The 24027-nt window shown below is 60.3% G+C and carries 30 protein-coding genes; 18 read left to right on the top strand and 12 right to left on the bottom strand.

Annotated elements, in window-relative coordinates; genetic code table 11:
• Window positions 1–4: 4 nt before the first annotated feature.
• Complete coding sequence (locus tag WBK19_RS11350; protein ID WP_511289773.1) at window positions 5–361, bottom strand: ArsR/SmtB family transcription factor; 357 nt, start codon at window positions 359–361, stop codon at window positions 5–7.
• 190 nt (window positions 362–551) lie between these two features.
• On the opposite strand from WBK19_RS11350, the gene WBK19_RS11345 reads away from it, so the two are divergent.
• The 3 genes from WBK19_RS11345 to WBK19_RS11335 all read left to right on the top strand — a co-directional run bounded on the left by WBK19_RS11345 (window position 552) and on the right by WBK19_RS11335 (window position 3473).
• Window positions 552–857 (top strand): c-type cytochrome, encoded by a 306-nt coding sequence (locus WBK19_RS11345; RefSeq protein WP_494649560.1) that lies wholly within the window; start codon window positions 552–554, stop codon window positions 855–857.
• Between the two features lie 12 nt (window positions 858–869).
• Window positions 870–2147, top strand: coding sequence for an FCSD flavin-binding domain-containing protein (locus tag WBK19_RS11340; RefSeq protein ID WP_511289771.1), 1278 nt, complete (start codon window positions 870–872; stop codon window positions 2145–2147).
• A 192-nt stretch (window positions 2148–2339) separates the two neighbouring features.
• A complete protein-coding gene (locus WBK19_RS11335) occupies window positions 2340–3473 on the top strand; it encodes a response regulator (protein WP_511289769.1) in 1134 nt (377 codons plus the stop codon).
• Between the two features lie 241 nt (window positions 3474–3714).
• Here WBK19_RS11335 and WBK19_RS11330 read toward each other — a convergent pair whose 3' ends face one another.
• From WBK19_RS11330 to coaBC, 3 genes are all read right to left on the bottom strand, one after another.
• Entirely contained in the window at window positions 3715–4329 is a 615-nt protein-coding gene (locus WBK19_RS11330; protein WP_511289767.1) for a c-type cytochrome, read from the bottom strand.
• 67 nt (window positions 4330–4396) lie between these two features.
• The gene (gene dut / locus WBK19_RS11325; protein ID WP_511289765.1) at window positions 4397–4846 is read right to left on the bottom strand and encodes a dUTP diphosphatase; all 450 of its coding nucleotides are present in this window, start codon (window positions 4844–4846) and stop codon (window positions 4397–4399) included.
• Window positions 4846–6036, bottom strand: coding sequence for a bifunctional phosphopantothenoylcysteine decarboxylase/phosphopantothenate--cysteine ligase CoaBC (gene coaBC, locus WBK19_RS11320; RefSeq protein ID WP_511289763.1), 1191 nt, complete (start codon window positions 6034–6036; stop codon window positions 4846–4848). The genes dut and coaBC overlap by 1 nt, the downstream gene beginning before the upstream one ends.
• Window positions 6037–6083: 47 nt before the next feature.
• Between coaBC and radC the strand changes: the two genes are divergently transcribed.
• The 3 genes from radC (at window position 6084) to rpmG (ending at window position 7265) form a co-directional block, all read left to right on the top strand.
• Window positions 6084–6764 carry a RadC family protein gene (radC, locus tag WBK19_RS11315; protein WP_511289761.1) on the top strand — a complete coding sequence of 227 codons (681 nt, stop codon included), beginning with the start codon at window positions 6084–6086 and terminating at the stop codon, window positions 6762–6764.
• 81 nt (window positions 6765–6845) lie between these two features.
• Window positions 6846–7079: a 50S ribosomal protein L28 gene (gene rpmB, locus WBK19_RS11310; RefSeq protein WP_226400981.1), complete on the top strand. Its 234-nt coding sequence runs from the start codon at window positions 6846–6848 to the stop codon at window positions 7077–7079.
• An 18-nt stretch (window positions 7080–7097) separates the two neighbouring features.
• Entirely contained in the window at window positions 7098–7265 is a 168-nt protein-coding gene (gene rpmG / locus WBK19_RS11305; protein WP_226400983.1) for a 50S ribosomal protein L33, read from the top strand.
• A 53-nt stretch (window positions 7266–7318) separates the two neighbouring features.
• On the opposite strand, the gene WBK19_RS11300 is transcribed toward rpmG, so the two are convergent.
• A complete protein-coding gene (locus WBK19_RS11300) occupies window positions 7319–7816 on the bottom strand; it encodes a disulfide bond formation protein B (protein ID WP_494649567.1) in 498 nt (165 codons plus the stop codon).
• A 149-nt stretch (window positions 7817–7965) separates the two neighbouring features.
• Here WBK19_RS11300 and WBK19_RS11295 point away from each other — a divergent pair, with 149 nt between their 5' ends.
• The 4 genes from WBK19_RS11295 to ovoA all read left to right on the top strand — a co-directional run bounded on the left by WBK19_RS11295 (window position 7966) and on the right by ovoA (window position 12824).
• Window positions 7966–8673, top strand: a complete 708-nt coding sequence (locus WBK19_RS11295; protein WP_511289758.1) for a winged helix-turn-helix domain-containing protein — start codon at window positions 7966–7968, stop codon at window positions 8671–8673.
• Complete coding sequence (locus tag WBK19_RS11290) at window positions 8660–10096, top strand: ATP-binding protein (RefSeq protein WP_511289756.1); 1437 nt, start codon at window positions 8660–8662, stop codon at window positions 10094–10096. Before WBK19_RS11295 ends, WBK19_RS11290 begins: the two co-directional genes overlap by 14 nt.
• A 261-nt stretch (window positions 10097–10357) precedes the next feature.
• Complete coding sequence (locus WBK19_RS11285; protein ID WP_511289754.1) at window positions 10358–10537, top strand: hypothetical protein; 180 nt, start codon at window positions 10358–10360, stop codon at window positions 10535–10537.
• A gap of 181 nt (window positions 10538–10718) precedes the next feature.
• Entirely contained in the window at window positions 10719–12824 is a 2106-nt protein-coding gene (ovoA, locus tag WBK19_RS11280; RefSeq protein ID WP_511289752.1) for a 5-histidylcysteine sulfoxide synthase, read from the top strand.
• Window positions 12825–12845: 21 nt separating this feature from the next.
• Here the strand turns inward: ovoA and WBK19_RS11275 are convergent, their stop codons facing one another.
• The gene (locus WBK19_RS11275) at window positions 12846–13415 is read right to left on the bottom strand and encodes a sigma-70 family RNA polymerase sigma factor (protein ID WP_511289750.1); all 570 of its coding nucleotides are present in this window, start codon (window positions 13413–13415) and stop codon (window positions 12846–12848) included.
• Window positions 13416–13533: 118 nt separating this feature from the next.
• On the opposite strand from WBK19_RS11275, the gene WBK19_RS11270 reads away from it, so the two are divergent.
• From WBK19_RS11270 to WBK19_RS11235, 8 genes are all read left to right on the top strand, one after another.
• A complete protein-coding gene (locus WBK19_RS11270) occupies window positions 13534–13713 on the top strand; it encodes a zf-HC2 domain-containing protein (RefSeq protein WP_511289748.1) in 180 nt (59 codons plus the stop codon).
• A 31-nt stretch (window positions 13714–13744) separates the two neighbouring features.
• Window positions 13745–14077 carry a hypothetical protein gene (locus tag WBK19_RS11265; protein WP_226497993.1) on the top strand — a complete coding sequence of 111 codons (333 nt, stop codon included), beginning with the start codon at window positions 13745–13747 and terminating at the stop codon, window positions 14075–14077.
• Between the two features lie 86 nt (window positions 14078–14163).
• Window positions 14164–15003, top strand: coding sequence for an HvfB family MNIO-type RiPP peptide maturase (locus tag WBK19_RS11260; RefSeq protein WP_511289746.1), 840 nt, complete (start codon window positions 14164–14166; stop codon window positions 15001–15003).
• Window positions 15003–15773: an HvfC family RiPP maturation protein gene (locus WBK19_RS11255; protein ID WP_511289744.1), complete on the top strand. Its 771-nt coding sequence runs from the start codon at window positions 15003–15005 to the stop codon at window positions 15771–15773. Before WBK19_RS11260 ends, WBK19_RS11255 begins: the two co-directional genes overlap by 1 nt.
• Window positions 15774–15899: 126 nt before the next feature.
• Window positions 15900–16637: a toll/interleukin-1 receptor domain-containing protein gene (locus WBK19_RS11250; RefSeq protein WP_511289742.1), complete on the top strand. Its 738-nt coding sequence runs from the start codon at window positions 15900–15902 to the stop codon at window positions 16635–16637.
• A 174-nt stretch (window positions 16638–16811) separates the two neighbouring features.
• Complete coding sequence (locus WBK19_RS11245; protein WP_511289740.1) at window positions 16812–17192, top strand: thioredoxin family protein; 381 nt, start codon at window positions 16812–16814, stop codon at window positions 17190–17192.
• Window positions 17193–17197: 5 nt separating this feature from the next.
• Complete coding sequence (locus tag WBK19_RS11240) at window positions 17198–17926, top strand: cytochrome c biogenesis CcdA family protein (RefSeq protein WP_511289738.1); 729 nt, start codon at window positions 17198–17200, stop codon at window positions 17924–17926.
• A gap of 103 nt (window positions 17927–18029) precedes the next feature.
• Window positions 18030–18176, top strand: coding sequence for a hypothetical protein (locus WBK19_RS11235; protein ID WP_226497987.1), 147 nt, complete (start codon window positions 18030–18032; stop codon window positions 18174–18176).
• Between the two features lie 84 nt (window positions 18177–18260).
• On the opposite strand, the gene WBK19_RS11230 is transcribed toward WBK19_RS11235, so the two are convergent.
• From WBK19_RS11230 to WBK19_RS11205, 6 genes are read right to left on the bottom strand one after another with little or no spacing between them, the layout of a single operon-like run.
• A complete protein-coding gene (locus tag WBK19_RS11230; protein ID WP_511289736.1) occupies window positions 18261–19541 on the bottom strand; it encodes a mechanosensitive ion channel family protein in 1281 nt (426 codons plus the stop codon).
• Window positions 19538–20800 (bottom strand): RsmB/NOP family class I SAM-dependent RNA methyltransferase, encoded by a 1263-nt coding sequence (locus WBK19_RS11225; protein WP_511289734.1) that lies wholly within the window; start codon window positions 20798–20800, stop codon window positions 19538–19540. Before WBK19_RS11225 ends, WBK19_RS11230 begins: the two co-directional genes overlap by 4 nt.
• Entirely contained in the window at window positions 20797–21753 is a 957-nt protein-coding gene (locus tag WBK19_RS11220) for a DUF3108 domain-containing protein (RefSeq protein ID WP_511289732.1), read from the bottom strand. Before WBK19_RS11220 ends, WBK19_RS11225 begins: the two co-directional genes overlap by 4 nt.
• A 6-nt stretch (window positions 21754–21759) precedes the next feature.
• Entirely contained in the window at window positions 21760–22407 is a 648-nt protein-coding gene (purN, locus tag WBK19_RS11215; RefSeq protein WP_511289730.1) for a phosphoribosylglycinamide formyltransferase, read from the bottom strand.
• A complete protein-coding gene (locus WBK19_RS11210; RefSeq protein ID WP_511289728.1) occupies window positions 22404–23108 on the bottom strand; it encodes a hypothetical protein in 705 nt (234 codons plus the stop codon). Before WBK19_RS11210 ends, purN begins: the two co-directional genes overlap by 4 nt.
• Window positions 23108–23749 (bottom strand): DedA family protein, encoded by a 642-nt coding sequence (locus WBK19_RS11205; RefSeq protein WP_511289726.1) that lies wholly within the window; start codon window positions 23747–23749, stop codon window positions 23108–23110. The genes WBK19_RS11210 and WBK19_RS11205 overlap by 1 nt, the downstream gene beginning before the upstream one ends.
• Window positions 23750–24027: the final 278 nt, after the last annotated feature.

Raw genomic sequence — 24027 nt, 5'->3', positions numbered from 1 at the left:
CTGCTTATTTGACGTCAGTACTGCAATTCGCCGACGACACCCCCAACTCATCGCCCAGATCGCGGCTTGCCACCGTGATGCTGACCGTTCGGCAGATGTCGACGAAATTCGGATCGATCACGCGGTACATCACCGAACTCCCCTCGCGCCGCCTATCGACTACACCGGCCCGGTACAAGATGTTCAGATGCCGCGAGATGTTGGCTTGTGTCAGCCCAATTTTTTCCACCACCTCATGAACCGGACGTTCCTCTGCGCACAGGCACGAAAGGATGCGCAAACGGGTCGGATCAGCCAGCAATCCGAAGTAGCGCGCCACCTGTTCGAAAACCTGTAATGTCTCGTCCGATGTTTCGTCCATATCGTTCTTTTGATTTCAATCAAGAATCAATGTATAACTGCGTACTTATATAGTCAACTACTAATATTGTTGCAATGCAGCATGCAATTTGCGCCAAAGGCTTATAACCTTGGTACTACGCTGATACGGACAAATCAAAAATAATTTTGGCTATATATGGCGTATCGACAACACTAGAGGAGATGTCTCGATGAAACCGTTTGCTCCCATAGCCGCCCTGTGCCTGCTGGCTTTTGCCAGCGCCTCGCAGGCGGCCGATCCAAACCTCGGCCGTAATCTGGCCGCCACCTGCGCCAACTGTCACGGCACCAACGGCAATGCACTCAAAGGCTCCGGCATGGACGCACTGGCCGGCATGGAAAAAGCCAAGATCCTGCAGAAACTGGCTGACTACAAGAGCGGCGACAAGCCCGCTTCGATCATGCATCAGATCTCCAAGGGCTACACCGAAGCCCAGCTTGACCTGATCGCCGGCTATTTCGCCGCACAAAAATAAGGGGAGATGACCATGATGCTGATGAAAAGACGTGATTTCCTGAAAGTCGGTGCGGCAGCCGGCGCAATGGCTTCCATTTACGGCTGTGCCGGTGGCGGCAAGGCCAGCGGCCACGTCGTCGTGGTCGGCGGCGGCTACGGCGGCGCGACGATTGCCAAGTACCTGCGCATGTGGAGCGAAGGCGGCGTTCAGGTGACGCTGATCGAGCGCAACCCGACCTTCATTTCCTGCCCGATCTCCAACCTGGTCATTGGTGGCACCAAGACCATGGAAGACATCACCATCAGCTACGACGGACTGAAGAGCAAATGGGGTGTCCGCGTTGTCCAGGACGATGTTGTTGCGGTCGACGCCGCAAAGAAGACCATTTCGCTGAAAGCTGGCGGCGCCATGTCCTACGACCGTCTGGTCCTGTCACCGGGCGTCGATTTCATGTTCGACCAGATTCCCGGTCTCAACAACGCCGATGCCCAGTCGAAGATTCTCCACGCCTGGAAGGCCGGCGCCCAGACCGTCGCCCTGCGCAAGCAACTGGAATCGATGAAGGACGGCGGCACCTACGCCATCGCCATCCCCAAGGCGCCCTACCGCTGCCCGCCCGGCCCCTACGAGCGTGCCTGTCTGGTCGCCAACTACTTCAAGCAGAGCAAGCCGAAATCCAAGGTCGTCATCCTTGATGCCAACGAAGACGTGATGTCCAAGAAAGGCCTGTTCACCAAGGCCTGGGCCGATCTCTACAAGGGCATGATCGAATACCGCAACAACAGCGAAGTGAAGGATGTCGAAGTCGCCACCAACACCGCCGTGCTCGAATTCGATAAGTTCAAGGCCGACGTGCTCAACGTTATCCCGCCGCACCGCGCCGGCGACATTGCCGCCAAGTCGGGCATCAAGCTCATCAACAACCGCTGGGTGGACATCAACTGGCTATCGATGGAATCGACCAGCACACCGGGCATCCACGTGCTTGGCGACGCCGTTTTCCCGGCGCCGACCATGCCGAAGTCCGGCCACATGGCCAACCAGCACGGCAAGCTGGCCGCTGCAGCGATCCTCAACCAGTTGGCCGGCCTGGAGCCGAATCCGGAACCGGTCGTCATGAACACCTGTTACAGCTTCGTCGATGCAAAGAACGTCATCCACGTCTCGTCGGTACACCAGTACGACGCCGCCACCAAGACCGTACAACCGGTCAAGGGCGCCGGCGGTGTGTCCGCTGCCCGCAACGAACTGGAAGGCAAGGTTGCGATGGGCTGGGCGAAGAATATCTGGGCCGACATGCTGACCTGACAAACTTGGCAGGCGAACAGGAAAGGCCGCTGATGCGGCCTTTTTCATTGCTTGTCATCGGCAATGGAACAGACGCGGCCCATACCCCATGCCGTTTTTCCATCTGTTCGTTTTTCTCCAGTACATTTCGCACAGCACCATCGCGATTGGCTTTCGGATATTCGCCGCAGCCAGGACGACCCAAGGCGCCCCATGAACATAAAACTATTCGCTTTTCTGGTCAGTGATGACGAGGCCTTCATTACTCAGCACAAGGCGCTTCTATCGCGCGAAGTTGACCTGAATGTCCATCGCAGCGCCGCAGACTGTCGCACTGCCCTGGCCTCGCGGCGCCCTGACCTGATCCTGCTTGACACCGGACTGCCCAATGATGAGGGCTTCAAACTGCACCGCGAGTTGCGGGACGACTTCGACCTGGCAGACCTCTACCAGGTGCTGATCTGCACGGCGGACGACATTGCCCGGAACGGTTTCGAGGCGGATGATCTGTTGGTCAAACCGGTCCATGATCAGGCGCTCCGGTACAAATTGACCTTGTTGGGCAAGACTTTCGGAGAAAAGGCGGCAGTTCGCGACCAGATGGCTTACGCCCAGAACGTCGCCTTTACCTCAATGTCCGCCATGGGCGAACTCGGCGTCGTGATGCAGTTCCTGTCGAAGAGTTTTGCCTGCCACAACATCCAGTCGATCACCGCACTGGCTATCGAATCGCTCCGGCAATACGAACTGCAGGGCGCCGTGTATGTCATCTGGGAAGGCGATGGCATCGCGTTGACCACGGAAGGTACGGCCCTTCCAGAAACGCAGCGCAGCCTCATAGAACAGCGACGCATGCTTGGCCGCATCCTCGAAATCGACCGCAATCTGGTGGTCAATTTCGACCATGTCACCGTACTGGTGAGCAATCTGCCGGAAGACGATGCGCAGCGGCTCGGTCGAATCCGGGACAACATCGCGACGCTGGCCGAGGGAATCGAGTCGCGCATCGCCGGCCTGCTGCTCGAACATGACAACATATTGAAGCAGCAAGGGATCCGCTACGCCGCCTACGAAATTCGCAATTCGGTGAAGAACCTTCACACCCGCCAAATGGAGGACCTGACCCATTCGCGGACACTGATCAGCCAGGTCATCGACGAGTTCGAGCAAGCCTTTCTGCATACTGGCATCCAGCCCGCCATCGAGAACCAGTTAATCGGCGACCTGGTCGATCTGCGCCGAAAGATTTCGGACATCGTCGGTCGCCCCGGGGAGGTTCACGAGCAACTCAATATTGTCCTCGCCGCCCTCGATACGATCGCTGGCAACGTGGATGTCGCCCAGTAAGCCGCCTTGCCATTGGGGCGCTGCCAGCAGCTCCACCCAACAGACCCGATCGCGATGAGCAAATCAAGGCAATCATGCTTGGGATGAGCTGACCTTCCGTTCCCGGCCGTTTGAGCAACGGGCTGCATTGCACGGTCAACCGGGATTTTTGCCCAAATTGAAATGCGGTTTGCCATGCCAACCCGTCATCGAAAACAAAAGGCCGCCTGATGGGCGGCCTTTTGTTTTGCCGAAGGGGAAATCAGTCCAGCGTCGCGATGTACTCGGCAACCGCGTGCGTCTCGAGTTCCGAGAGCTTGGAGGCAATGGTATGCATAACCGCGTTGTCGTTGGTCCGCTCGCGCTTGTTGAATTGCTTCAACTGATCCTCGATGTAACGCGGATGCTGGCCGGCCAGACGCGGTAACTGTGGCGTTCCAAGTCCCTTGGCACCATGGCAGGTCGAACATGCCGGCAGGCCGGAGAACTGGTTGCCGCGGTTGAAGACGAATTTGCCAACGGCCAGCAGTTCCTGATCTCTTGCCGCGCGAGGCCCGACCACCTTGGCCTGAAAGAAAGCACCCAATGCTTTCATTTCGGCCGGTGTCAATTCATCAGCCTGCGGCTTCATAGTGTCGCTGTTGCGCTTGCCGGACTTGAAATCAGCCAACTGCCTGGCGATGTAGTCGCCATGTTGCCCGGCCAAGCGGGGGAAAACCGGGCTGGCCGATTCGCCTTCCAGGCCATGACAGAGAAAACAGCGCCCGGAAACGATCTCTTCGGCGCGAGCCAGATCGACTGCCTCAGCCGCCGACACAGACATGGAACAGACAGCGGCAAGCGCGGCCCCGGCAATCTGTGTTGCAATTTTTTTCATTTCCCCCACCTCCCCGCAAAAAAGTAAATCATTAAATCATGATTTTCTTACGGCGTGCTTGCAAGCGTCAGGCGTGGCCCGTGCTGCCAAAACCGCCTTCGCCACGGTGACTCGCGTCGAAATCGTCAACAATATTGAATCCAACCTGCAGGACCGGAACGATGATCAGTTGCGCGATGCGATCCAGCGGGTTGAGCGTAAAGGTCACGCTGCTACGGTTCCACACTGAGACCATGAGCTCGCCCTGATAGTCGCTGTCGATCAGACCGACCAAATTGCCGAGCACGATGCCGTGTTTGTGGCCCAAACCTGAACGTGGCAGGATCATCGCCGCCAGCCCGGGATCGGCCAGATGGATCGCCATGCCGGTCGGCACCAACGTAGTTTGGCCCGGTGCAACATGAATGGGCGCCTCGATACAGGCACGCAGATCAAGTCCGGCCGAACCGGGCGTGGCGTAATGCGGCGGCGTTTCGCGCAGGCGGTTGTCGAGAATTTTCACGTCGATTTGATGCATTAGTTTCTCCCCATCAGGGTGGCAATGTGTTCAATCAATTGGCGCGCCAAAACCGCCTTGGGGGCGGGCATCAGCGGATGAACACCGCTGTCGTCAAACAACACAAGCCGGTTGTCGTCACCGCCAAAGCCGTCCTGAATCAGGTTGCCGGCGATCAGCGGAATATTTTTCTTGCGCCGCTTGGTCTGCGCATACTCTTCCAGATTGCGGCTCTCGGCAGCGAAGCCAACACAGAACGGACCGCCCGACATGGCGGCCACTTCGGCCAGGATATCCGGGTTCTCGATCAGCTCGATGGGCGGGATGCCGCCGCTATCCTTCTTCAACTTGTGCTCGGCGGCATTGGCCACGCGGTAATCCGCTACCGCCGCCACGCCGACGAAAATGTCCGCTGCTGCCGCCCGGACCATCACGGCAGCGTGCATGTCGAGCGCGCTCTGCACATTGACGCGGTTGACACCCTGCGGCGCCGAAAAGCCGACCGGGCCGGAAACCAGCGTTACCTCAGCCCCGGCCTGCCGCGCGGCGCGGGCGACGGCGTAGCCCATGCGGCCTGACGACAGATTGGTGATGCCGCGTACCGGATCGATGGCTTCGAAAGTCGGCCCGGCGGTGATCAACACTTTCTTGCCAGCCAGCAGCTTGGGCGTGAAGAAGGCGATGACCTCTTCAAGAATCTCTTCCGGTTCCAGCATGCGACCGGCGCCGACCTCACCACAGGCCTGCTCGCCACTGGCCGGGCCAAGCATCTGCACGCCATCGGCCTGCAATTGAGCAACATTGCGCTGCGTCGCCGGGTTTTCCCACATCTGTCGATTCATCGCCGGGGCCACGAGCAACGGGCAGTTGCGGGCCAGAACCATGGTCGCCAGCAGGTCATCGGCCATGCCGTGCGCAATGCGGGCGAGGAAATCGGCCGAGGCCGGCGCCACCAGAATCAGATCGGCCTGACGCGACAGGTCGATGTGCGCCATCGCATTCGGCATCCGGGCATCCCACTGATCGAGGTAGACCGGCTTGCCCGACAGCGCCTGGAAGGTCGTCGCCGTCACGAAATGCGTCGCCCCTTCGGTCATCGCCACCTGCACCTCGGCGCCCTGTTTGCCGAGCAACCGAACCAGTTCAGCCGCCTTGTAGGCAGCGATGCCGCCGGTGACACCGAGAACGATGCGTTTTCCCTGTAATTCCATTGTCTTGCCATTAGAATTGGACTCCGCACATTCTAACGGAAAAGAATATGGCGATTACCGACTGGCCCGAAGGCGAACGACCGCGCGAGCGTCTTCTGGCGCATGGCCCGGAAGCCCTTTCCGACGCGGAACTGCTGGCTATCTATTTGCGCGTTGGCGTACGGGGCAAAAGCGCCGTCGATCTCGCGCGCGACCTGCTGCAGCGTTTCGACGGACAACTCGGCACGCTGGCCGAAGCGTCGCTCGCTGAACTGGCCAGCGTTTCCGGTATCGGCATGGCCAAGGCCGCCCAGTTGAAAGCCAGTTTCGAACTGGCCAGGCGCGCTCTTTCGCAGGACATGGCGACGCGCGACAGCTTCACCTCGCCGGGCAAGGTCCGCGACTGGCTGCGCCTCAAGCTGGCCAGCCGCGGCCATGAAGTCTTCATGGCCTTGTGGCTGGATGCCCAGAACCGCCTGCTCAAAGCCGACGAACTGTTCTCAGGCACGCTGACCCAGACCTCGGTTTACCCGCGTGAAGTCGTCAAGGCGGCGCTGGCCAACAACGCAGCTGCGGTGATTTTGGCCCACAATCATCCGTCCGGCATTGCCGAGCCATCAAGGGCTGACGAGATGCTGACGCGCTCACTCAAAGAGGCGCTGGCCCTCGTAGACGTCAAGGTTCTCGACCACTTCATCGTGGCCGGCAACACCCCGCCGCTCTCTTTCGCTGAAAGGGGCTTGCTATAAAATTCAATAAACCCCTTGAAACGGTTAAGTACTTTTGGTTATACTTGTGGGCTCTCTTCTAGCGAATTCTGGAGCACCATCATGGCGCGTGTCTGCCAAGTAACGGGTAAAGGCCCGATGGTTGGGAACAAGGTTTCCCATGCCAACAATAGAACCAAACGCCGTTTCCTGCCGAACTTGCAGTACCGTCGTTTTTGGGTCGAATCTGAAAACCGCTTCCTGCGCCTGCGCGTTTCCAACGCCGGTCTGCGCCTGATCGACAAGAACGGTATCGACTCCGTCCTGGCCGATCTGCGTGCTCGCGGCGAAGTCTGATAAAGAAGGAAATATAAAATGGCTAAAGGCGGTCGCGAAAAAATCAAGCTGGAATCTACAGCTGGCACCGGTCACTTCTATACCACCTCCAAGAACAAGCGCACGACGCCTGCCAAACTGGAGTTCATGAAGTACGACCCGAAAGCTCGTAAGCACGTCGCTTACAAGGAAGTCAAGCTGAAGTAATTCAGCTTCTCCAGAGCATTCGACAAACCCGCCTTTCGGCGGGTTTTGTTTTTTCAGGCCTGCTGTTTGTGCCTGAAAAGCAATGCCGCATAAACCACGATGCCGGCGAACATCACCACCGACCAGTTGGCCATCGACAGACCAAGGAACTCCCAGTCCCGGCTGGTACAGAAGCCGGTGGCCAGAAACATCGACGGCCACTCCATGCCGAGCCAGTCGACCAGACGCTCGATGGCGTTGGGGTCGGTGAAGCTGCATTCCGGCGCCAGGTCGGGAAAAGCCTGCATCCAGGTTTGATAGGCGGCAACGCCAAAGCCGAATACACCAAGCCCGCCAGCCAGTGCGGCCCACACCATTCTTCCGGCCGGCCAGATGAAGCCAAGCAGGCCGATGATGCCGATCACGATGTAGAGCAGGCGCTGGAAAATACAGAGCGGGCACGGCGCCAGACGCAGCAGCGTCTGCAACTCCATACCCACCGCGACGAGTCCCAGGCAACCCAGCCCCAATGTCGCGAACCAGGCCCGCATGGGCACTTTAGACCAATTCATCAAGGCAATTCCTCAAGTGACGATGAGCCGGGATTCTATGCCATCGCTGGCGAGACTTGAAATTTTGGCCATTTTTCCGGTTGACCGTGGAAACCGGGCCAAGACACGGGAAGGTGGACCGCTGCCCGGCAGGTGGTTAAGATTGGCGGATGAATACACGCATCCTGCTAGTCGAAGACGACGAACGCCTGGCCGAACTGACGGCCGAATACCTGACCAAGAACGACATGCAAGTCAGCATTGAGCCACGCGGCGACACCGCTGAGGCGCGCATTCTGGCCGAGCAGCCCGACCTGGTCATTCTTGACGTGATGCTGCCCGGCAAGGATGGCTTCGAAGTCTGTCGCGCCATCCGGCCGCTTTATCGCGGCGTGATCCTCATGCTGACAGCTCGCGACGAGGACTTCGACCAGATTCTCGGTCTCGAAATGGGCGCCGACGATTACATCGCCAAACCGGTCCAGCCGCGCGTCCTGCTCGCCCGCATCAAGGCCCTGCTGCGACGCCTGCCGACGGCTGGCGAAGCCAGCGGCAACAGCGAATCGGAGAGCATGATCTTCGGCCAGTTCAAGATCAGCCAGGCGACGCGCACCGCTTCGCTGAACGGCCAGACCATCGATCTGACCACCGCCGAGTTCGACCTGCTGTGGCTGCTCGCCTCGCATGCCGGCAATGTTCTGTCGCGCGACGACTTGTTGCAGGAATTGCGCGGCATCGGCTTCGACGGGCTTGATCGCTCGATCGACGCCCGCATTTCCCGCCTGCGCAAAAAGCTGAACGATGATCCGGAAAACCCGACGCGCATCAAGACCGTGCGCGGCAAGGGTTACCTTTTCAGCAAGCATGACTGGAACTGAACCCGAAACCGGGGCGGCAAGACCGAAGGAAAAGAACGAAGGTCTCGCCCGCTCGCTGATCCGGGTTGCCTTGCCGCGCTGGCGCGGCAAGCGCTACAGCCTGTCGAAGCTGTTCTTCAATTTCTACCTCCTGGCCATGGGCTCCTTCGTGGCCATTGCCTTCACCGCCGATTTCGTCATCTCCACCGCCCAGCGCGGCATTACCGACGACTATGCGCGTCGTTTCATGCGCGGCACGATCACCTTGATCGAGGACGAACTCTTCCGTCAGCCGCGCCGAGAGTGGCAAAAGCACCTAAAGGAAATCGACGACAAGTTTTCTTACAAACTGGGCATCGTCGAGCGCATGAGCCTTGACCGCATGCTGACGCCCAGCCAGGTCATCAAACTCGACGCCGGTGACATCGCCATCGACCACGACGGTGACATCATGTACCACCGCCTCGGCACCTCCAGCCAGGTTCTGGTAGTCGGCCCGCTCGCCGCCAACCGCAACCCCGAGCTGAAGGACCGTCTGCCGCTCGAACTGCGTCTGCGCCTGCTGACCTGGAGCCTGATCGGGCTTATTTTCGCCGTCGCGCTGTGGTTCTGGATTCGCCCGGTCTGGCGCGATCTCGAAGGTCTGCGCCAGACGGCCCTCGATCTCGGCGACGGCCGTTTCGAGGCCGTTTCGCCCCCCGTCCGGACGCAACTTTTCGCACCGCTCTCCGACACGATGAACAGCATGGCGGAGCGTATCCGTCAGTTGCTCGCCACCCACCGCGAGCTTTCCTGCGGCATTTCGCACGAATTGCGCACGCCGATCGCCCGCATGCGCTTTGCCCTGGAAATGCTCTCCGAAACCGAGCAACGAGAAGAGCGCGAACGCCTGTGGGCGATGATGGAAGCCGATCTCGACGAACTCGACCAACTCATCGACACCAGCCTGACCTACGCCCGCTTCGAACGCGAAGCGCCGGAGGCGCATTTTTCCAGCGTCAAGCTGGCCGAATGGCTGACCGATGAGGTCGATTCGGTCCGCCTGCTCGGCCGCAAGCTCGAGGTCACGGTCAACACCGGAAAACTGCCGGAAAACCTGTTTGTCGACCTCGACCGCAAGGCCATGCCCTATGCCTTGCGCAACCTGCTGCGCAATGCCTTCAAGTACGCTGCCACGCGAATCTCGGTCGATGCCGAGCAAATCGGCGAAACCATCCGGATCCACGTCGACGACGATGGCATCGGCATCCCGCCGGAAGAGCGCGAACACATCTTCTCGGCCTTCACCCGCCTGGACCGTTCGCGCGACCGGTCGACCGGTGGCTACGGCCTCGGCCTGGCCATCGCCCGGCGCGTTCTGGAGCTACATGGCGGCACCGCCACGGCCGATGCCTCACCACTTGGCGGCGCCCGCTTCACGCTGACCTGGAAAGCCCGCCAATAGGCGATTTCGGCAGCGTCACAAAGCGTCACACAAGATCAAAACCTGTTACCTCCAAGCCACGCTTGCGCCACAGACGCGGGTCCGGCGCGTCCCTAGAATGCGAGGCATGGAAGCAAACCAATCCCATCAAGAGGACAACAAGGAAATGATCACAATGAACATCAAACAATTTATCGAAGCCACCCGCCAGTACCTGTTCGAACTGGCCACCGCCCAAGTCCAGCCGGCACTGGTCCCGATTCCCGTCCGCGCAGATCGCTAATGGCCTTTGCGGACAACCTGCCGATCAGCGAATCCCTCGGTGTCTTCATTGGCATCACCGGATTCGACTGGCTCTCGGAAGGTCAGGCTGAACCGCTCAAGGCCGCTGTTACCGCTGTTGCTGCCGGCGCATTCATCGCTATTGCCCGCTACTGGTTGAAGAAGCACCGACGAGACTGAACCGCTTTACCCCCTCTCGAATTTCCCCCGATTCGAGAAACTCCCTGTTACCCCGCCCTCGTGGCGGGGTTTTTTTTGCCTTCGCAGCAATATCGCTGTCTAATCACCCACTCGCCTTTTGGCCGCAACGCAGCAAGGTCATCATTTCCGACCAGTGAACACATCCTCGACCGGTAACCGCATGAAGCAAGCCACTTTTCCCGCCACGCCGTTGTTGACGGGCGCCGACGCCGAACAGAAGCGCCAGCAGATCCTCGACTACTTTCACGCCACCTTCGACCGCTACGAACAGCTGTTCGAAGTGCTGACCTGCGACGAGGCGTACTACGTCAAACCTATTGCCTTGCGTCACCCGCTGATTTTCTACTTCGGCCACACCGCCACCTTTTTCATCAACAAGCTGATGCTGGCCGGCCTGATCGAGCAGCGCATCAATCCGGGCTTCGAGTCGATGTTCGCCATCGGCGTCGATGAGATGAGCTGGGATGACCTGAGCGACCAGCGTTACGACTGGCCGCGCGTCGATGAAGTGCGCGCCTATCGGCAAAGCGTGCGTGCTACGGTCGACCGGATAATTCGCACAAAATCGCTAACGCTGCCCATCGGCTGGGAAGACCCGTTCTGGATCATCCTGATGGGCATCGAGCATGAGCGCATCCACCTCGAAACCTCGTCTGTGCTGATCCGCCAGCATCAGCTCAAATACGTGCAGAAACATCCGGCCTGGGTGCCCTGTCGCGATAGCGGTATTGCGCCGGAGAACGCCCTGGTCGACATTCCGGCGGCTGAACTGCGCCTCGGCCGCGACCGCAGCGACCCGAAAATTTACGGCTGGGACAACGAATTCGGCCGTCACGAGGCGTCGACCGCAGCATTCCAAGCCGGCCGTTATCTCGTCTCGAATCGCGAGTTTCTCGCCTTCGTCGAGGCCGGCGGTTACGCCGACGACGCGCTGTGGCCGGAGGAAGGGTTGGCGTGGAAGAAATTCGCCAAGGCCGCCCATCCGACTTTCTGGATCAAGGACGGTACGCAATGGCGCCTGCGCCTGATGCTCGAAGAAGTCGCCATGCCCTGGGACTGGCCGGTCGAAACCAATTACCACGAGGCCAAGGCTTTCTGTAACTGGAAAGCACGCGAGAGCGGCCAAGCCGTGCGCCTGCCGAGCGAGGACGAATGGCAGGCACTTCGCCAGTTCGCCGGAATTGCCGACCTGCCCGACGAGGTGCCGGCGAATCTCGGTTTAAGCCAGGAAGCATCAAGCTGCCCGGTCAATCGTTTCGCGCACGGCCCGCTGTTCGACGTCATCGGCAATGTCTGGCAATGGCTGGAAACGCCGATCTACCCGTTCGCCGGCTTTGAAGTGCATCCGATTTACGACGATTTCACGACGCCGACTTTCGACGAGCGCCACAACCTGTTCAAGGGCGGTTCGTGGATTTCCTGCGGCAACGAAGCGGCGCCCGTCTCGCGCTACGCCTTCCGCCGCCACTTCTTCCAGCACGCCGGTTTCCGCTATGTCGTCGGCGAGGCACCTGCGACCCAGCCGGCTTCGCATTACGAAACCGACCGACTGATTTCGGAATACATCGAATTCCATTACGGCGACGAATATTTTGGCGTCGCCAATTTCCCGAAAACCCTGGCCCAACTGGCCATCTCAGCCATGGGCGACAAACCGGCCGGCAAGGCGCTCGATCTCGGCTGCGCCACCGGCCGGGCGACTTTTGAGCTGGCCCGCCATTTCGACCAGGTCACCGGCATCGACTTCTCGGCCCGCTTCATCGGTGTCGGCACGCAACTGGCGGAACAAGGCCGGCTGCGCTACACGCTGACCGAAGAAGGCGAGCTGGTCAGCTACAAGGAATGCTCGCTGGGCGCATTGGGCTTGAGCGACGTGGCGGCCAAGGTTGAGTTCTTCCAGGGTGACGCCTGCAACCTCAAGCCGGTTTTCTCAGGCTACGACCTTATCCTGGCCGCCAACCTGATCGACCGCCTGTACAGCCCGGCGCTCTTCCTCAAAACCGTCCATGAACGCCTGAACCCGGGCGGGCTACTGATGCTGACCTCGCCCTACACCTGGCTGCCGGAACACACCAAGCGCGAGGAATGGATCGGCGGCTTCAAGAAGGATGGCGAGAACTTCACCACTTTCGATGGGCTGAAAGCCATGCTGGGCGAGCATTTCCGTCTGGTGTGCGGACCCGAATCGGTGCCCTTCGTCATTCGCGAAACGAAACGGAAGTTCCAGCACACGCTGTCGGAAGTCACCGTCTGGGAGCGGATCTAACAGGAAGAAGCGGCCGGGGAATCAGGCCGCTTCGCCAAACCAGTTGGCACCGAGGCAGGCGCGCAGGGCCAGCCGTGCCCGGTGCAGTTGTACCCAGCAGTTGTTGGTAGTGATGCCCAGGGTCTGGCAGATTTCGTCGGTATCGAACCCAAGCACTTCGCGCATGGTGAAAATCCGTCCACTGGCTTCCGGCAGGCGATAAAGACAGGCCTCGAAGACCTCCCAGAACTGCTTGTTTTCCATGGCTTGCTGCGGCGTTTCCCATTCTGATGGGCGGGTGTCTTCGGCCCAGTGCTCGCGGTCGTTGAAATAGCCTTGCAAATTTTCATCATTTTCCGTGTTGACCGTAGCGTTCTCGCGAACCCGGCCCCGCAGCACATCGACGATCTTGTTTTTGAGGATGGAGAGCACCCAGGTGCGCAGCGATGAACGCGAGGCGAATTTCTCGCGTCCGCCCAGGGCTCCGGCCAGCGCCTCCTGCACGGCATCCTCGGCCTGCGCCTGGTTGCGCAGCTGCATGTCGGCGAAGCGCAGCATGTCGCGGCGCAGGCTTGTGAGAAACTCCGGGTCGTGCAAGGGGTCAGAAGCCATGGCTACTCGATCAGGTTATGGCGAAGAATCATACTTTAAAAAATATTTGTAAGGTTTTGATGACCGCCCCGACTAATTGAGCAGGCCACCAAGCCAACGACGTAAAACAGGAACTGAAATGATCAGCTGCAAGGAATCCACCCGCCTCGCCTCGTTACAACTGGAACGCAAACTCAGCCTTTGGGAGCGCCTCCAGTTTCGGTTTCACCTGGCGTTTTGTGTGGGTTGCCGACGGGCTGAAAAGCAGTTCGCGTTCATGCGTCAGGTGACGGGCGCCTGGATGAGTCAAAAAGACTGATCCGACCACCTCAATCTCAACGGAGAAAATCATGAAAAAACAAAATTTCGTATCGCTGGCTGTCGGTTCTGCCTTTGCCGCTGTTGCCCTGAGCCCGCTGGCCCACGCCGCTGAAAACCCCTTCGGCGCAACCAAGCTGGAAGCCGGCTACCAACTGGCCCAGGCCGACACCAAGATGAAGGACGGCAGCTGCGGCGGCGACAAGAAGATGGATGCCAAGTGCGGTGCCGACAAGAAGGCCGCCGAGGCGAAGTGTGGCGCCGACAAGAAAAAGGATGCCTCTTGTGGCGCCGCCAAGAAGTCGACAGAAGCCAAGTGCGGCGCTGACAAGAAAAAGGATGCCGCCTGCGGCGCCAAGAAGTAAGTCGGCCCTGAAACCCGGCGGCGCGGGGTTTCCCCCGCCCGCCATTTCTCCCCGCCCGCTTTTTCTCCCCGACTGGAGCCTTATTCATGCCAGCACGCCACGCCCACGGCGCCGGCCTCGGCTTTCACCGCGAACTGATCGCCCCGCTCAAAGCCGGCGTTCCGGACGCCATCCGCTTCTTCGAGATCGCACCGGAAAACTGGGCGGGCATGGGCGGTAGCTCGGCCAAAGACTTGCGCCATTTCACCGAGCGTTACCCCTTTGTCTGCCACGGCCTGTCGCTCTCGCTCGGCGGCCCCGGGCCTTTGGACGAAGCGCTGCTCCGCCGCATCAAGAGCTTCATGGCCGAGCACGGCATCGCCCTCTACACCGAACACCTTTCGTGGTGCGCCGACGACCGCCAGCTCTACGACCTGCTGCCGATCCCGCTGACCGAACAGGCCGTCAAATGGACGGTCGAGCGCATCCAGCGGGCGCAGGACATTCTCGGCCAGCGCATCGGCATCGAAAACGCCTCGTACTACGTCGCGCCGCCGGGCGCCGAGATGAGCGAGGCGGAATTCATTTCGAGCATCGTCCGCGAAGCCGACTGCCTGCTGCATCTCGACGTCAACAACATCTACGTCAACAGCCAGAATTTCGGCTTCGACCCGCTCGCTTTCATGCACGCCCTGCCGCTCGAACGCACCTGCTACCTCCATGTCGCCGGCCATTACGTCGAGCCGGACGGCCTGCTCATCGACACCCATGGCGCCGAAGTGATCGACCCGGTGTGGGCGCTGCTCGAAGCCGCCTACGCCCGCATCGGCGGCGAGGTGCCGACCTGCCTTGAACGCGATTTCAATTTTCCCGATTTTTTCCGGTTGACCGTGGAAGTCGAGCGAATTGTCCGTCTGCAGGCCGCCGCATCCCGAAAGGCCGCCTGATGAACGCCGCGCCTGCCCCCGATTTCCAGGATTTCCAGCGCGCCTTCGCCGCCCACCTGCGCGACCCGCAGCACGCCCCGCGCCCACCCGGCGTGCCAGCCCGACGCATGGCGGTGTACAACGAACTGCTCTTCAACAACATCTGCGGCTTTGTCGACCGCTGCTTCCCGGTCAGCCGGGCGATTCTCGGTGAAAAGCGCTGGCGGCGACTGTGCCGGACCTTCTACCGCGACTGGCCGCTGCACACGCCATGGTTCCGCGAAATTCCGCGCGAATTCGTCCGCTATCTCACCGAAGCCGCGATCAGCCAGCCGCTCCCCGTCTGGCTGGCCGAACTGGCGCATTACGAATGGGCCGAACTGGCGGTCGACGTCATCGATGCACCGAGGCCCGCACACGACCCGGCCGGCGACCTGCTGCACAAACCGGTCGCACTAAACCCGGCCCTCCTCAACCTCGCTTACACCTGGCCGGTGCACCGCATCAGCCCGGATTACCGGCCGCGCAAGCCGCAACCGACTTACCTTGCCGTGTACCGCGATGCCAACGACGACGTGCAATTCAGCCAGATCAACGCCGTCACCGGCCGCCTGCTGGCCCTGCTCGCCGCCGCACCAACCACCGGCGAAACCGCCATCCGTCAGATCGCCGCCGAACTGCAACACCCCGCCCCCGAACAACTGCTCGCCCATGGCGCCACGCTGCTCGACGACCTGCGCCGGCAGGGCATTGTGCTTGGTAGTTTAATCAGCGCAATATCGGCGTCCTGAGCGGGTTTGATCGGACAACAACCGGCCACAAGTGGTCTTTCAAGATATCGCTCAGAAGCAGACAGTCTTCCGATTGCAAGGTATGCTGATGGTCTTGTGGTCGAGCGCACAACAGGGCATTCAAACATGAGCATTCCGAAGGTATTTATCTCCTACTCCCATGATTCACTTGATCACAAAAAATGGGTTCTGGATCTTGCAACCCAGCTTCGTTCATCTGGGGTAGATGCGGTAATTGATCAGTGGGACCTGCGTCCAGGGGATGACCTCGCTTATTTCATGGAAACACAGGTTGCAGCAGCGGATAAGGTACTGATGGTGTGTACTGAGAAGTACGTGGAAAAAGCCAATGCTGGGGTAGGAGGTGTTGGCTATGAAAAAATGATCGTCACAGCAGGGTTGCTTGCACGCATTGACTCAAACAAAGTAATCCCTCTTATTCGCCAAGTAGCGGGAAATAAGCTGCCCACATTCCTGCAAACAAAACTGTATCTTGACTTCTCGCGCCACGATCAATTTGAGTTTTCTTTTGATGAGCTAATTCGAACCCTACATAACGCCCCATTGTTTGAAAAACCACCTATAACCAAATCCCCTTTCCCTGTTATTCCAAAGGCTGCCTCCCCAACAAACGATGGGTTGAGAGAATTGATGTCAGTCGTTGTTATGCTGTTTGAGACAAATAGTAGGGAGCTTCAGCGCTATGCAGACCTTGTAAATGCAATGGATATATCACGAGTAATGATTGATCTGCTCGTTGAAGAGGCTGTTCAACTAGGCTACTTGACTCAACCTACCGCGGATTTGTATCAGTTAACCAAGAGGGGAAAACTGTATGCTCTCGAAAAGGGAATCATTAAATAAGACGTTGCTTCGGCAACTTTGAAGGTCCGCAATGGCTGTCTTGAGCCATCCTGCTTGGATGCGACCCGGCAGCCAGCAGCACGCATTCCCCACGGCTGAATCATTCCCCGTTGAGCTGTAAGTTTTTCGCCACCCCGGCGACTAATGATTACCCCACCTCAACGGAGAATAATCATGAAAACCATCCAGTTCCTCGCCGGCCTTGTCCTCGCTGCGTCTGCCAGCCTCGCCTTCGCCCTCGACATCCAGCCCTACTCCCCGGAAACACTTGCCGCCAAACAGAAGGCTGGCGAAGCGGTCGCCTTGCATTTCCACGCCGACTGGTGCCCAACCTGCCGCGCTCAGGAAAAGGTGTTCAACGGCTGGAAGGGCGACGCCACGGTACCGGGCACGCTGCTCATCGTCAATTACGACAAGGAACGCGAACTGAAGCGCCAGCTTGGCGTGCGCACGCAATCGACGGTGATCGCCTACAAGGGCGGCAAGGAAACCGGACGACTGGCTGGCGAGACCGACCCCAAGGCGCTGCGTGCCGTGCTCGACAGCGCGAAGTAAGCACCGTGGACATTCCCCTCGCCCACCTCGGCCTGAGCCTGGTCGCCGGCAGTTTGACGACACTCTCGCCCTGCGTCTTCCCCATCCTGCCGCTGGTGCTCGGCGGCGCCGTGCAGGCCAACCGGCTGGCGCCGCTGGCCATGGGCGCCGGCATGGCGATTTCGTTTGCGCTGATCGGCATCGTCCTCGGCGCCCTTGGCCCGGCGCTCGGCATCGATTCGGACAGCGTGCGGCTGTTCGGCGCCTGGATGTTGATCACCTTCGGCCTGGTCATGCTGGTGCCGGTGCTCAACCGCCGTTTCACCGAATGGATGCTGCCCATCGCATCGAGCGCCAATGCGGCTTCGGCCAAGCTCGACGGCGGCTCGCTGGGCGGCGCGTTGCTGCTCGGTGGCGTGCTGGGGCTGGTCTGGAGCCCGTGTTCCGGCCCATTGCTCGCCTCGGCGCTGACGCTGGTCGCCAGCGAAGGCGGTGCGGTGCGCGGCGGGGTCATCCTTGGCTTGTTCGGGATTGGTGCGGCGATTCCGCTGGTCGCTGTCGCCTACGCTTCGCGTAAGGGCTTCAATGCAGCGCGCGGCTGGGTATTGCAGCGCATCGACGGGATCAAGAAGGCCTTCGGCGTGATCATCCTGCTGACCGGCATCGCCATCCTGTCCGGCGCCGACAAATGGCTGGAAGCGCAGGTGGTGGGCGTGCTGCCGGATGCCTGGGTGCGGGCGACGACGCTGTTCTGAACGGCGTCAGAATCGGTTACAAATTATGCAAACGACCGCCACAGACGCTGCTGGCCGCGCCCGATAAAGTGAATTCGTCCTCACCCCCAAAGGAGACATCACAATGGAAAAGACGAAGCGTAAACTCAAGAAGTTTTTCAAACTGGACAAGCTCGGGCAGCGCATTGCCCACGCCAGCAAGGCTTTCGACCAGCAACGCAAGGAACGCCTGTTGCGCAACTACGAGCGGCAGATGATGCTGCTCAGTTAGCCTTCTCGTTCCGTAACCGGGATTCCACGGTCAACCGGAAATTTTGACCAAAATTGAAATGGCGCGCTTACCCCGCGCCATTTTTCATGCGCTGGCGACGGGCGCTTGCGCTTCGTTCAGGATGCGGACTTCGCGCTGCGGGAAAGGAATGGAAACGCCGTTCTCCTTGAAGGCGCGCCAGATGGCGAAGTTGATGTCGGAGACGACATTGCCCTTGCCCTTTTCCGGGTCGTCGATCCAGAAACCGAGTTCCAGATTGATGCTGCTGTCGGCAAACTGGGTCAGGAAAACCTTGGGCGGCGGATCGGCCAGTACGCGCTCCTGAGCGGCGGCGGCTTCGGTCATCAGACGGACGGCCAGGTCGAGATCGCAGTCGTAAGCGACGCCAACCGTGGTCGTCAGACGCAGCTGGGCGTTGGAATAGGTCTGGTTCTGCACCGTGCTGCTGATCAGCGTTTCGTTCGGCACGATGAACTCGCTGCCGCCCGGGTTCTTGAGCACGGTGTAGCGCGTCGTGATCTGCGTCACCTCGCCGGCATCGGTGCCGACCTGGACGACATTGCCGATGCGGATCGAGCGGTCGAGCAGGATGATGAAGCCGGAAACGTAATTGCTGGCGATCTTCTGCAGACCGAAACCGAGGCCGACGCCAAGGGCGCCGGTGAATACCGAGAGCGCCGTCATGTCGATGCCGACCAGCCCCAGGCTGGCCAGGATGGCTATGACCGTCAGGCCGGCCTTGGCGACGCGCACACCGACGATGCGCAGGTTGGCGTCGAGCGAATGAACGCCCATTAGCCGCGCCTCGATGACGCCGGCTATCCACAGTGCGAAAACGACAGTCAGGAAGATTGTGGCTACGCCACGCAGCACGGTCCACAAATCGATGTGCTGCTTGCCGATGTGGAACTGCACGGTTTCCAGGGCATCGATGACATCGGGCGCCAGATCGGTGATGTAAAGCGCCAGCCAGCTCCAGACGACGGCCGCGATGATGCGTTCCCAGGCGGTCAGCCAGGTCGCCCGCGGAAAAGCCTGACGGAGCACGAAAATAACGCTGCGCACCAGCGCCATCGAGCCGAACAGCGGCATGGCGAGCCTGAGGAGATTGACGCTGAAGAAGGAACCGAGCGTGGCGATGGCGAAGCCGGTCAAGAGCATGCCGGTGAGCGGGAAGGCGAGCCGCGAACTGGCGTCGGACAGCCGTCCTTCGCCTTCGGTACGACGGCCGCGCCACCATGCCGCAATCAGCGCGGCGAGGCCGATACAGGCAACCAGTGCCACCACCTGCCAGACGAAATCCGGATTGCGAAAATCCGCTACCAGGTCGTTGATCAGGCGCAAGGCCTGGGTTTTTTCGCTCATGCCTTCTTTTCCAGCGCCGCGGCGAAGAAGCCGTCGGTGTTGTGCTTGTTCGGCAGCAACCGCAGCATATCGCCATCGAAGGCAATGCCCTGCTTGGCGAGAATGGCCGAGGCCGGAACCAACGTGAAATCGGGATGTTTGGCCAGAAAGGCAGCGACGATGTCGTCGTTTTCTGCGGTCAACAGGCTGCAGGTGGCATAAACCAGACGGCCGCCCGGGCGGACCATGGTTGATGCGGCTTCGAGAATCGACAATTGCTTGACGGTCAGTTCGGCCACTGAAGCTTCGTCCTGCCGCCACTTCAGGTCAGGATTCCGGCGCAGCGTGCCAAGGCCGGAACACGGCGCATCGACCAGCACGCGGTCGGCCTTGCCGGCCAGACGCTTGATCTTGGTGTCGCGCTCATGCTCGATGCGGGCCGGATGGACATTGGACAAGCCGGAACGGGCCAGCCGCGGCTTGAGGTTGGCCAGGCGCTTGTCGGAGACATCGTAGGCGTAGAGGCGGCCAGTGTTGCGCATCAGGGCGCCGAGCAGCAGCGTCTTGCCGCCGGCGCCGGCGCAGAAATCGACGACCATTTCGCCGCGCTTCGGTTCGAGCAGGAAGCCGAGCAGCTGACTACCTTCGTCCTGCACCTCGACGGCGCCCTCGATGAACAGCGGGTGCTTAGCCAGCGCCGGCTTGTCGCGCAGGCGAACGGCGATGGGCGAGAGCGGGCCGGGCATGGCGGCGATGTCGTCGGCGGCCAGCTTGGCCAGCACGTCTTCGCGATTGGCTTTGAGCGTATTGACGCGCAGATCAAGCGGCGCCGGCTGGTTGAGGGCGTGGGCCAGGGCCAGTGTTTCGTCGGCGCCGAACTGGGCTTCGAGACGGTTGTAGAGCCAATCCGGCAGGTCGCAGCGGACAGCTGGCGAAAAGTCGGCTTCCGGCATGGCCTTGGCGGCAGCCAGCCATTCTTCTTCGCTGGCTTTGAGAACCGGGGCCAGTTCGCGCTGGCTCCAGCCACGCGTCACGGCCAGCGCTGCAAGCAAGCGGCGACGGTCGGAGAGCTTGCCAGCGCAGCGTGCTTCGAGGCTACGACCGCGACGCAGGACGGCAAACACCGTTTCAGCGACGAAGGCGCGGTCGGCATGGCCAAGCTCGCGATTCTCGCGGAAATAGCGCGAGACGACGGCGTCGGCCGGGTAATCGAAGCGCAGCAAGAGGCCGAGAACGGCTTCGGCGTGGGCAAACAGGGCGGGTGTGAAGCGGGCTTTCATGGTGATCCTATTTCAGTCGCGACTTGCTCGAAGATGTCGCCTTTTTTATCGGTGTAGCGAATTTTAACCGGTAGGCGGTGACGGTCGAGGGCAATCCAGATTTCGGTGACCGTATCGCCCATCGCCCGCAGGTGCAGCGTGCGGAAATGGCCGGCCGGGATGTCGATTTCCTCTTCGCCCAGCGAATCGAGGGCGAAGCGGTCGTATTTCTTGCCGGTGACGACGCCGACCGTCGCCCCGCCTTCCGGGTGGCTCAGGTAGGCAAGCTGGTAGTTGAGCGACAGGATGTCCTGGGCTCCGGGGCTGACCGGCTGCGTAGCACCGCTGCGCGACAGGCGGACTTCTGCGGTCGACCAGTCAAAATCGGCATTTTCGTTGGCATCCTTGCCGTTCTTGCGCGTCCGGTAGGTTTCCGGTTGCAAGCCGCCGGCGACCAGCCGACCGCTGCTTTCGTTCTCGAAAACGAGCGGTTTGAAGAGGGCGACCAGGCCGCTCGTTTCGGTCATGCCGGTCAGCCGGTAACGGCCGTCCTCGGTGAATTCCCAGCTGTGTTCGGCACGGCCGATCTGGAATCCCTGCGTGCCGTAATAAATGACGAAACGCATGCGGCCTTTGGCCGGCAGCAGCGGTTTGGCTGGTTCCTTAGCCTTGCTTGCTACGGTCGACGGCAAATCCGGGGCAATTTCGGAAGACTTGTCTTCCGGTGCCGGGGCCACGGCTTCCACCGTTGGCAACGGCTTGGCGTTGGCCAGCGGGGCTGGCTTTGGTAGCTTCGGGCGAGGTTTGACGGCCGGCTTCTGTTCGGCCGCTGGCGGTGGTGGTGGCGGCTGCAACTCGGCGCGCAGGGGAACCGGCTCATCCGCCCCGCCGAAGATCTCGACATCGGTGCCGAACAGCGCAGCGGCATGAATGCCGAGCGAAGCGGCGAGCGCGATGACGAGGGCGAGCGGCACGACCAGTCAGCGGATTTCGGGAGAAATCAGCACGGGCGGCTCGGCCAGTTCGGCGGCGACCCGGACACGACCATTTTCGAGCGTCAATTTACCCTCAACAAACCAGCGCACGGCCTGCGGGTAAACAATGTGCTCCTGCTGCAAGACGCGGGCCGACAGGCTGGCTTCATCGTCGCCATCGAGCACCGGCACGGCGGCCTGGATGATGACCGGGCCATGGTCGAGATCCGGCGTGACGAAATGCACGGTACAGCCGTGGATGCGCACGCCTTCTTCAAGCGCCCGCCGGTGCGTGTGCAGGCCGGGGAAGGACGGCAGCAGCGAGGGATGGATGTTGATCAGCCGGCCTTCGTAGTGACGGACGAAGCCGTCGGACAAAATGCGCATGAAGCCGGCGAGGACGACGAGGTCGGGCTCGAATTCGTCGATGCACTGGGCCAGCCGGCTATCGAAAGCCTCTCGCCCGGCAAAGGCCTTGTGATTGATGAAGTGCGTCGTGATGCCCGATTTCGCCGCTGTTTCCAGCCCCTCCGCCTCGACCCGGTTACTGATCACGGCGGCGATGTTGACGGGCAGAGTTCCGGCATCACGGGCGGCAATCAACGCCTCCATGTTGCTGCCACGGCCGGAAATCAGGATGACGATCTTCTTCATTTCAAAAAACTCACGGGTAGAAAAATGGCGCTGGCCACGGACTGGCTCAGCCGGGAAAAGGTGCGGCCATTGCGGTCGGCGACGACCTTGGCCATGAAATCGAGCAGCCCCATGACGCGACCGAATTCGCGCTCGTAGGAGAGGTTGCGGTTGGCCGGGTCGAGCTCGTTCGAGAGCAGGAAAAGCTCGCCGGCCGCCGTGCGGTCGTGGCCGAGCTTCCAGATGGCAACATCCATGTTGCGGGCGCTGTTGTAGAGCTTCATTTCGTTGAGGCTGTCGAGAATGTAGAAGTCGTCCTTGTGCTCGAAGGCAGCGTCGACCATGCTGAGCAACCCGAACATCAGGGCCATGACGCGGTCGCCGCTATACACCTCGGTGAAGGCCAGCGAAGCCACCGCCCCCTCGCGCAGGCCGGTGAACTCCGGCCAGCTGCGGAACTGGCGCTGGCGCAGGCGCTCGACTGCCGCCTCACGACTCGCGGCGCCGCTCTTCTTCCATTCCTTCGGATTGCGCTTGTAGAGCTTGTCGGCGATCAGCAGCAGGCTATCGTGCACTTCGGCACGATTGGTATCGGCAATGCGGTCGACTTCCGATTTGAGCAGATATTTCGGGTTGACCGTGGATTCCGTCCGGCCGGCCTTGTCCATCTTCGTCGTACAGGCCGCCAGCGTCAGCACGAGGATGACGGCCAGCCAGCGCATCAGGCTTCCTTGCTCTTGAGGTAGCCCCAGCCGATGGGGATGAGCGAGGAGATGATGATGCCGATGATGATCACCGACAAATTTGCCTTGACCCACGGCATGTTGCCCAGCCAGTAGCCGGCCAGACACAGCGAAACAACCCAGCCAACGGCGCCAATCAGGTTGAATAGTGTGAAACGCGCGTAGGTCATCGAGCCAATGCCGGCGACGAAGGGCGCGAAGGTCCGGAACAGCGGCAGGAAGCGCGAGATGATCAGCGTCTTGCCGCCATGTTTTTCATAAAAGGCGTGCGTCTTGATCAGCGCATCGCGGTTGAAGAAGCGCGAGTTTTCCCATTGAAAAACCTTGGGGCCAAGGAAGCGGCCGATCTGGTAATTGACCGTATTGCCAAGCACCGCCGCCGCAATCAGCACGCCCATCAGCGTAAAGATATCCATGCCCCCCTCGCCGATGGCAGCCAGCGCACCAGCCACGAAAAGCAGCGAATCCCCCGGCAGAAAGGGCGTCACGACGAACCCGGTTTCGGCAAAGATGATGAAAAACAGGATGCCATAGATCCACAGCCCGTACTCCAGCACCATCACAGACAGATGTTTGTCGAGATGGAGGACGATTTCAATGAATTGCGTGAGGAGTTCCATGCGGGGCGCCGGGCTTTGGATGACGGCGCATTTTACCTCATGCTCTGACCGTGGCCGTTGCACGAACAGCAATCAGCTGGGCGTTGCCAACTGAATTATCTGAACCACCTTCTTCCTGCACGCGGCAAGAACAGAAACGATGACGGAATTAAGTAGGGGACGGGGTTGCCCCCGTCGCCCTCTCACACCACCGTACGTGCGGTTCCGCATACGGCGGTTCATGTAAGGCACTGGAGTCGTCGCGTCGTATCGAGCAGCGACACCAGCCCACAACGATC

Origin of the sequence: Azonexus sp. (assembly GCF_049652925.1) — a bacterium.
GTDB lineage: Bacteria > Pseudomonadota > Gammaproteobacteria > Burkholderiales > Rhodocyclaceae > Azonexus.
Note: the sequence above shows the minus strand (reverse complement) of the source record. Positions and strands in the feature narration are given on the sequence as shown.

Coding starts and splice junctions, on each gene's coding strand:
- WBK19_RS11350 (WP_511289773.1), bottom strand. CDS start 361: ATGGACGAAACATCGGACGAGACATTACAGGTTTTCGAACAGGTGGCG.
- WBK19_RS11345 (WP_494649560.1), top strand. CDS start 552: ATGAAACCGTTTGCTCCCATAGCCGCCCTGTGCCTGCTGGCTTTTGCC.
- WBK19_RS11340 (WP_511289771.1), top strand. CDS start 870: ATGATGCTGATGAAAAGACGTGATTTCCTGAAAGTCGGTGCGGCAGCC.
- WBK19_RS11335 (WP_511289769.1), top strand. CDS start 2,340: ATGAACATAAAACTATTCGCTTTTCTGGTCAGTGATGACGAGGCCTTC.
- WBK19_RS11330 (WP_511289767.1), bottom strand. CDS start 4,329: ATGAAAAAAATTGCAACACAGATTGCCGGGGCCGCGCTTGCCGCTGTC.
- dut (WP_511289765.1), bottom strand. CDS start 4,846: ATGCATCAAATCGACGTGAAAATTCTCGACAACCGCCTGCGCGAAACG.
- coaBC (WP_511289763.1), bottom strand. CDS start 6,036: ATGGAATTACAGGGAAAACGCATCGTTCTCGGTGTCACCGGCGGCATC.
- radC (WP_511289761.1), top strand. CDS start 6,084: ATGGCGATTACCGACTGGCCCGAAGGCGAACGACCGCGCGAGCGTCTT.
- rpmB (WP_226400981.1), top strand. CDS start 6,846: ATGGCGCGTGTCTGCCAAGTAACGGGTAAAGGCCCGATGGTTGGGAAC.
- rpmG (WP_226400983.1), top strand. CDS start 7,098: ATGGCTAAAGGCGGTCGCGAAAAAATCAAGCTGGAATCTACAGCTGGC.
- WBK19_RS11300 (WP_494649567.1), bottom strand. CDS start 7,816: ATGAATTGGTCTAAAGTGCCCATGCGGGCCTGGTTCGCGACATTGGGG.
- WBK19_RS11295 (WP_511289758.1), top strand. CDS start 7,966: ATGAATACACGCATCCTGCTAGTCGAAGACGACGAACGCCTGGCCGAA.
- WBK19_RS11290 (WP_511289756.1), top strand. CDS start 8,660: ATGACTGGAACTGAACCCGAAACCGGGGCGGCAAGACCGAAGGAAAAG.
- WBK19_RS11285 (WP_511289754.1), top strand. CDS start 10,358: ATGGCCTTTGCGGACAACCTGCCGATCAGCGAATCCCTCGGTGTCTTC.
- ovoA (WP_511289752.1), top strand. CDS start 10,719: ATGAAGCAAGCCACTTTTCCCGCCACGCCGTTGTTGACGGGCGCCGAC.
- WBK19_RS11275 (WP_511289750.1), bottom strand. CDS start 13,415: ATGGCTTCTGACCCCTTGCACGACCCGGAGTTTCTCACAAGCCTGCGC.
- WBK19_RS11270 (WP_511289748.1), top strand. CDS start 13,534: ATGATCAGCTGCAAGGAATCCACCCGCCTCGCCTCGTTACAACTGGAA.
- WBK19_RS11265 (WP_226497993.1), top strand. CDS start 13,745: ATGAAAAAACAAAATTTCGTATCGCTGGCTGTCGGTTCTGCCTTTGCC.
- WBK19_RS11260 (WP_511289746.1), top strand. CDS start 14,164: ATGCCAGCACGCCACGCCCACGGCGCCGGCCTCGGCTTTCACCGCGAA.
- WBK19_RS11255 (WP_511289744.1), top strand. CDS start 15,003: ATGAACGCCGCGCCTGCCCCCGATTTCCAGGATTTCCAGCGCGCCTTC.
- WBK19_RS11250 (WP_511289742.1), top strand. CDS start 15,900: ATGAGCATTCCGAAGGTATTTATCTCCTACTCCCATGATTCACTTGAT.
- WBK19_RS11245 (WP_511289740.1), top strand. CDS start 16,812: ATGAAAACCATCCAGTTCCTCGCCGGCCTTGTCCTCGCTGCGTCTGCC.
- WBK19_RS11235 (WP_226497987.1), top strand. CDS start 18,030: ATGGAAAAGACGAAGCGTAAACTCAAGAAGTTTTTCAAACTGGACAAG.
- WBK19_RS11230 (WP_511289736.1), bottom strand. CDS start 19,541: ATGAGCGAAAAAACCCAGGCCTTGCGCCTGATCAACGACCTGGTAGCG.
- WBK19_RS11225 (WP_511289734.1), bottom strand. CDS start 20,800: ATGAAAGCCCGCTTCACACCCGCCCTGTTTGCCCACGCCGAAGCCGTT.
- purN (WP_511289730.1), bottom strand. CDS start 22,407: ATGAAGAAGATCGTCATCCTGATTTCCGGCCGTGGCAGCAACATGGAG.
- WBK19_RS11210 (WP_511289728.1), bottom strand. CDS start 23,108: ATGCGCTGGCTGGCCGTCATCCTCGTGCTGACGCTGGCGGCCTGTACG.
- WBK19_RS11205 (WP_511289726.1), bottom strand. CDS start 23,749: ATGGAACTCCTCACGCAATTCATTGAAATCGTCCTCCATCTCGACAAA.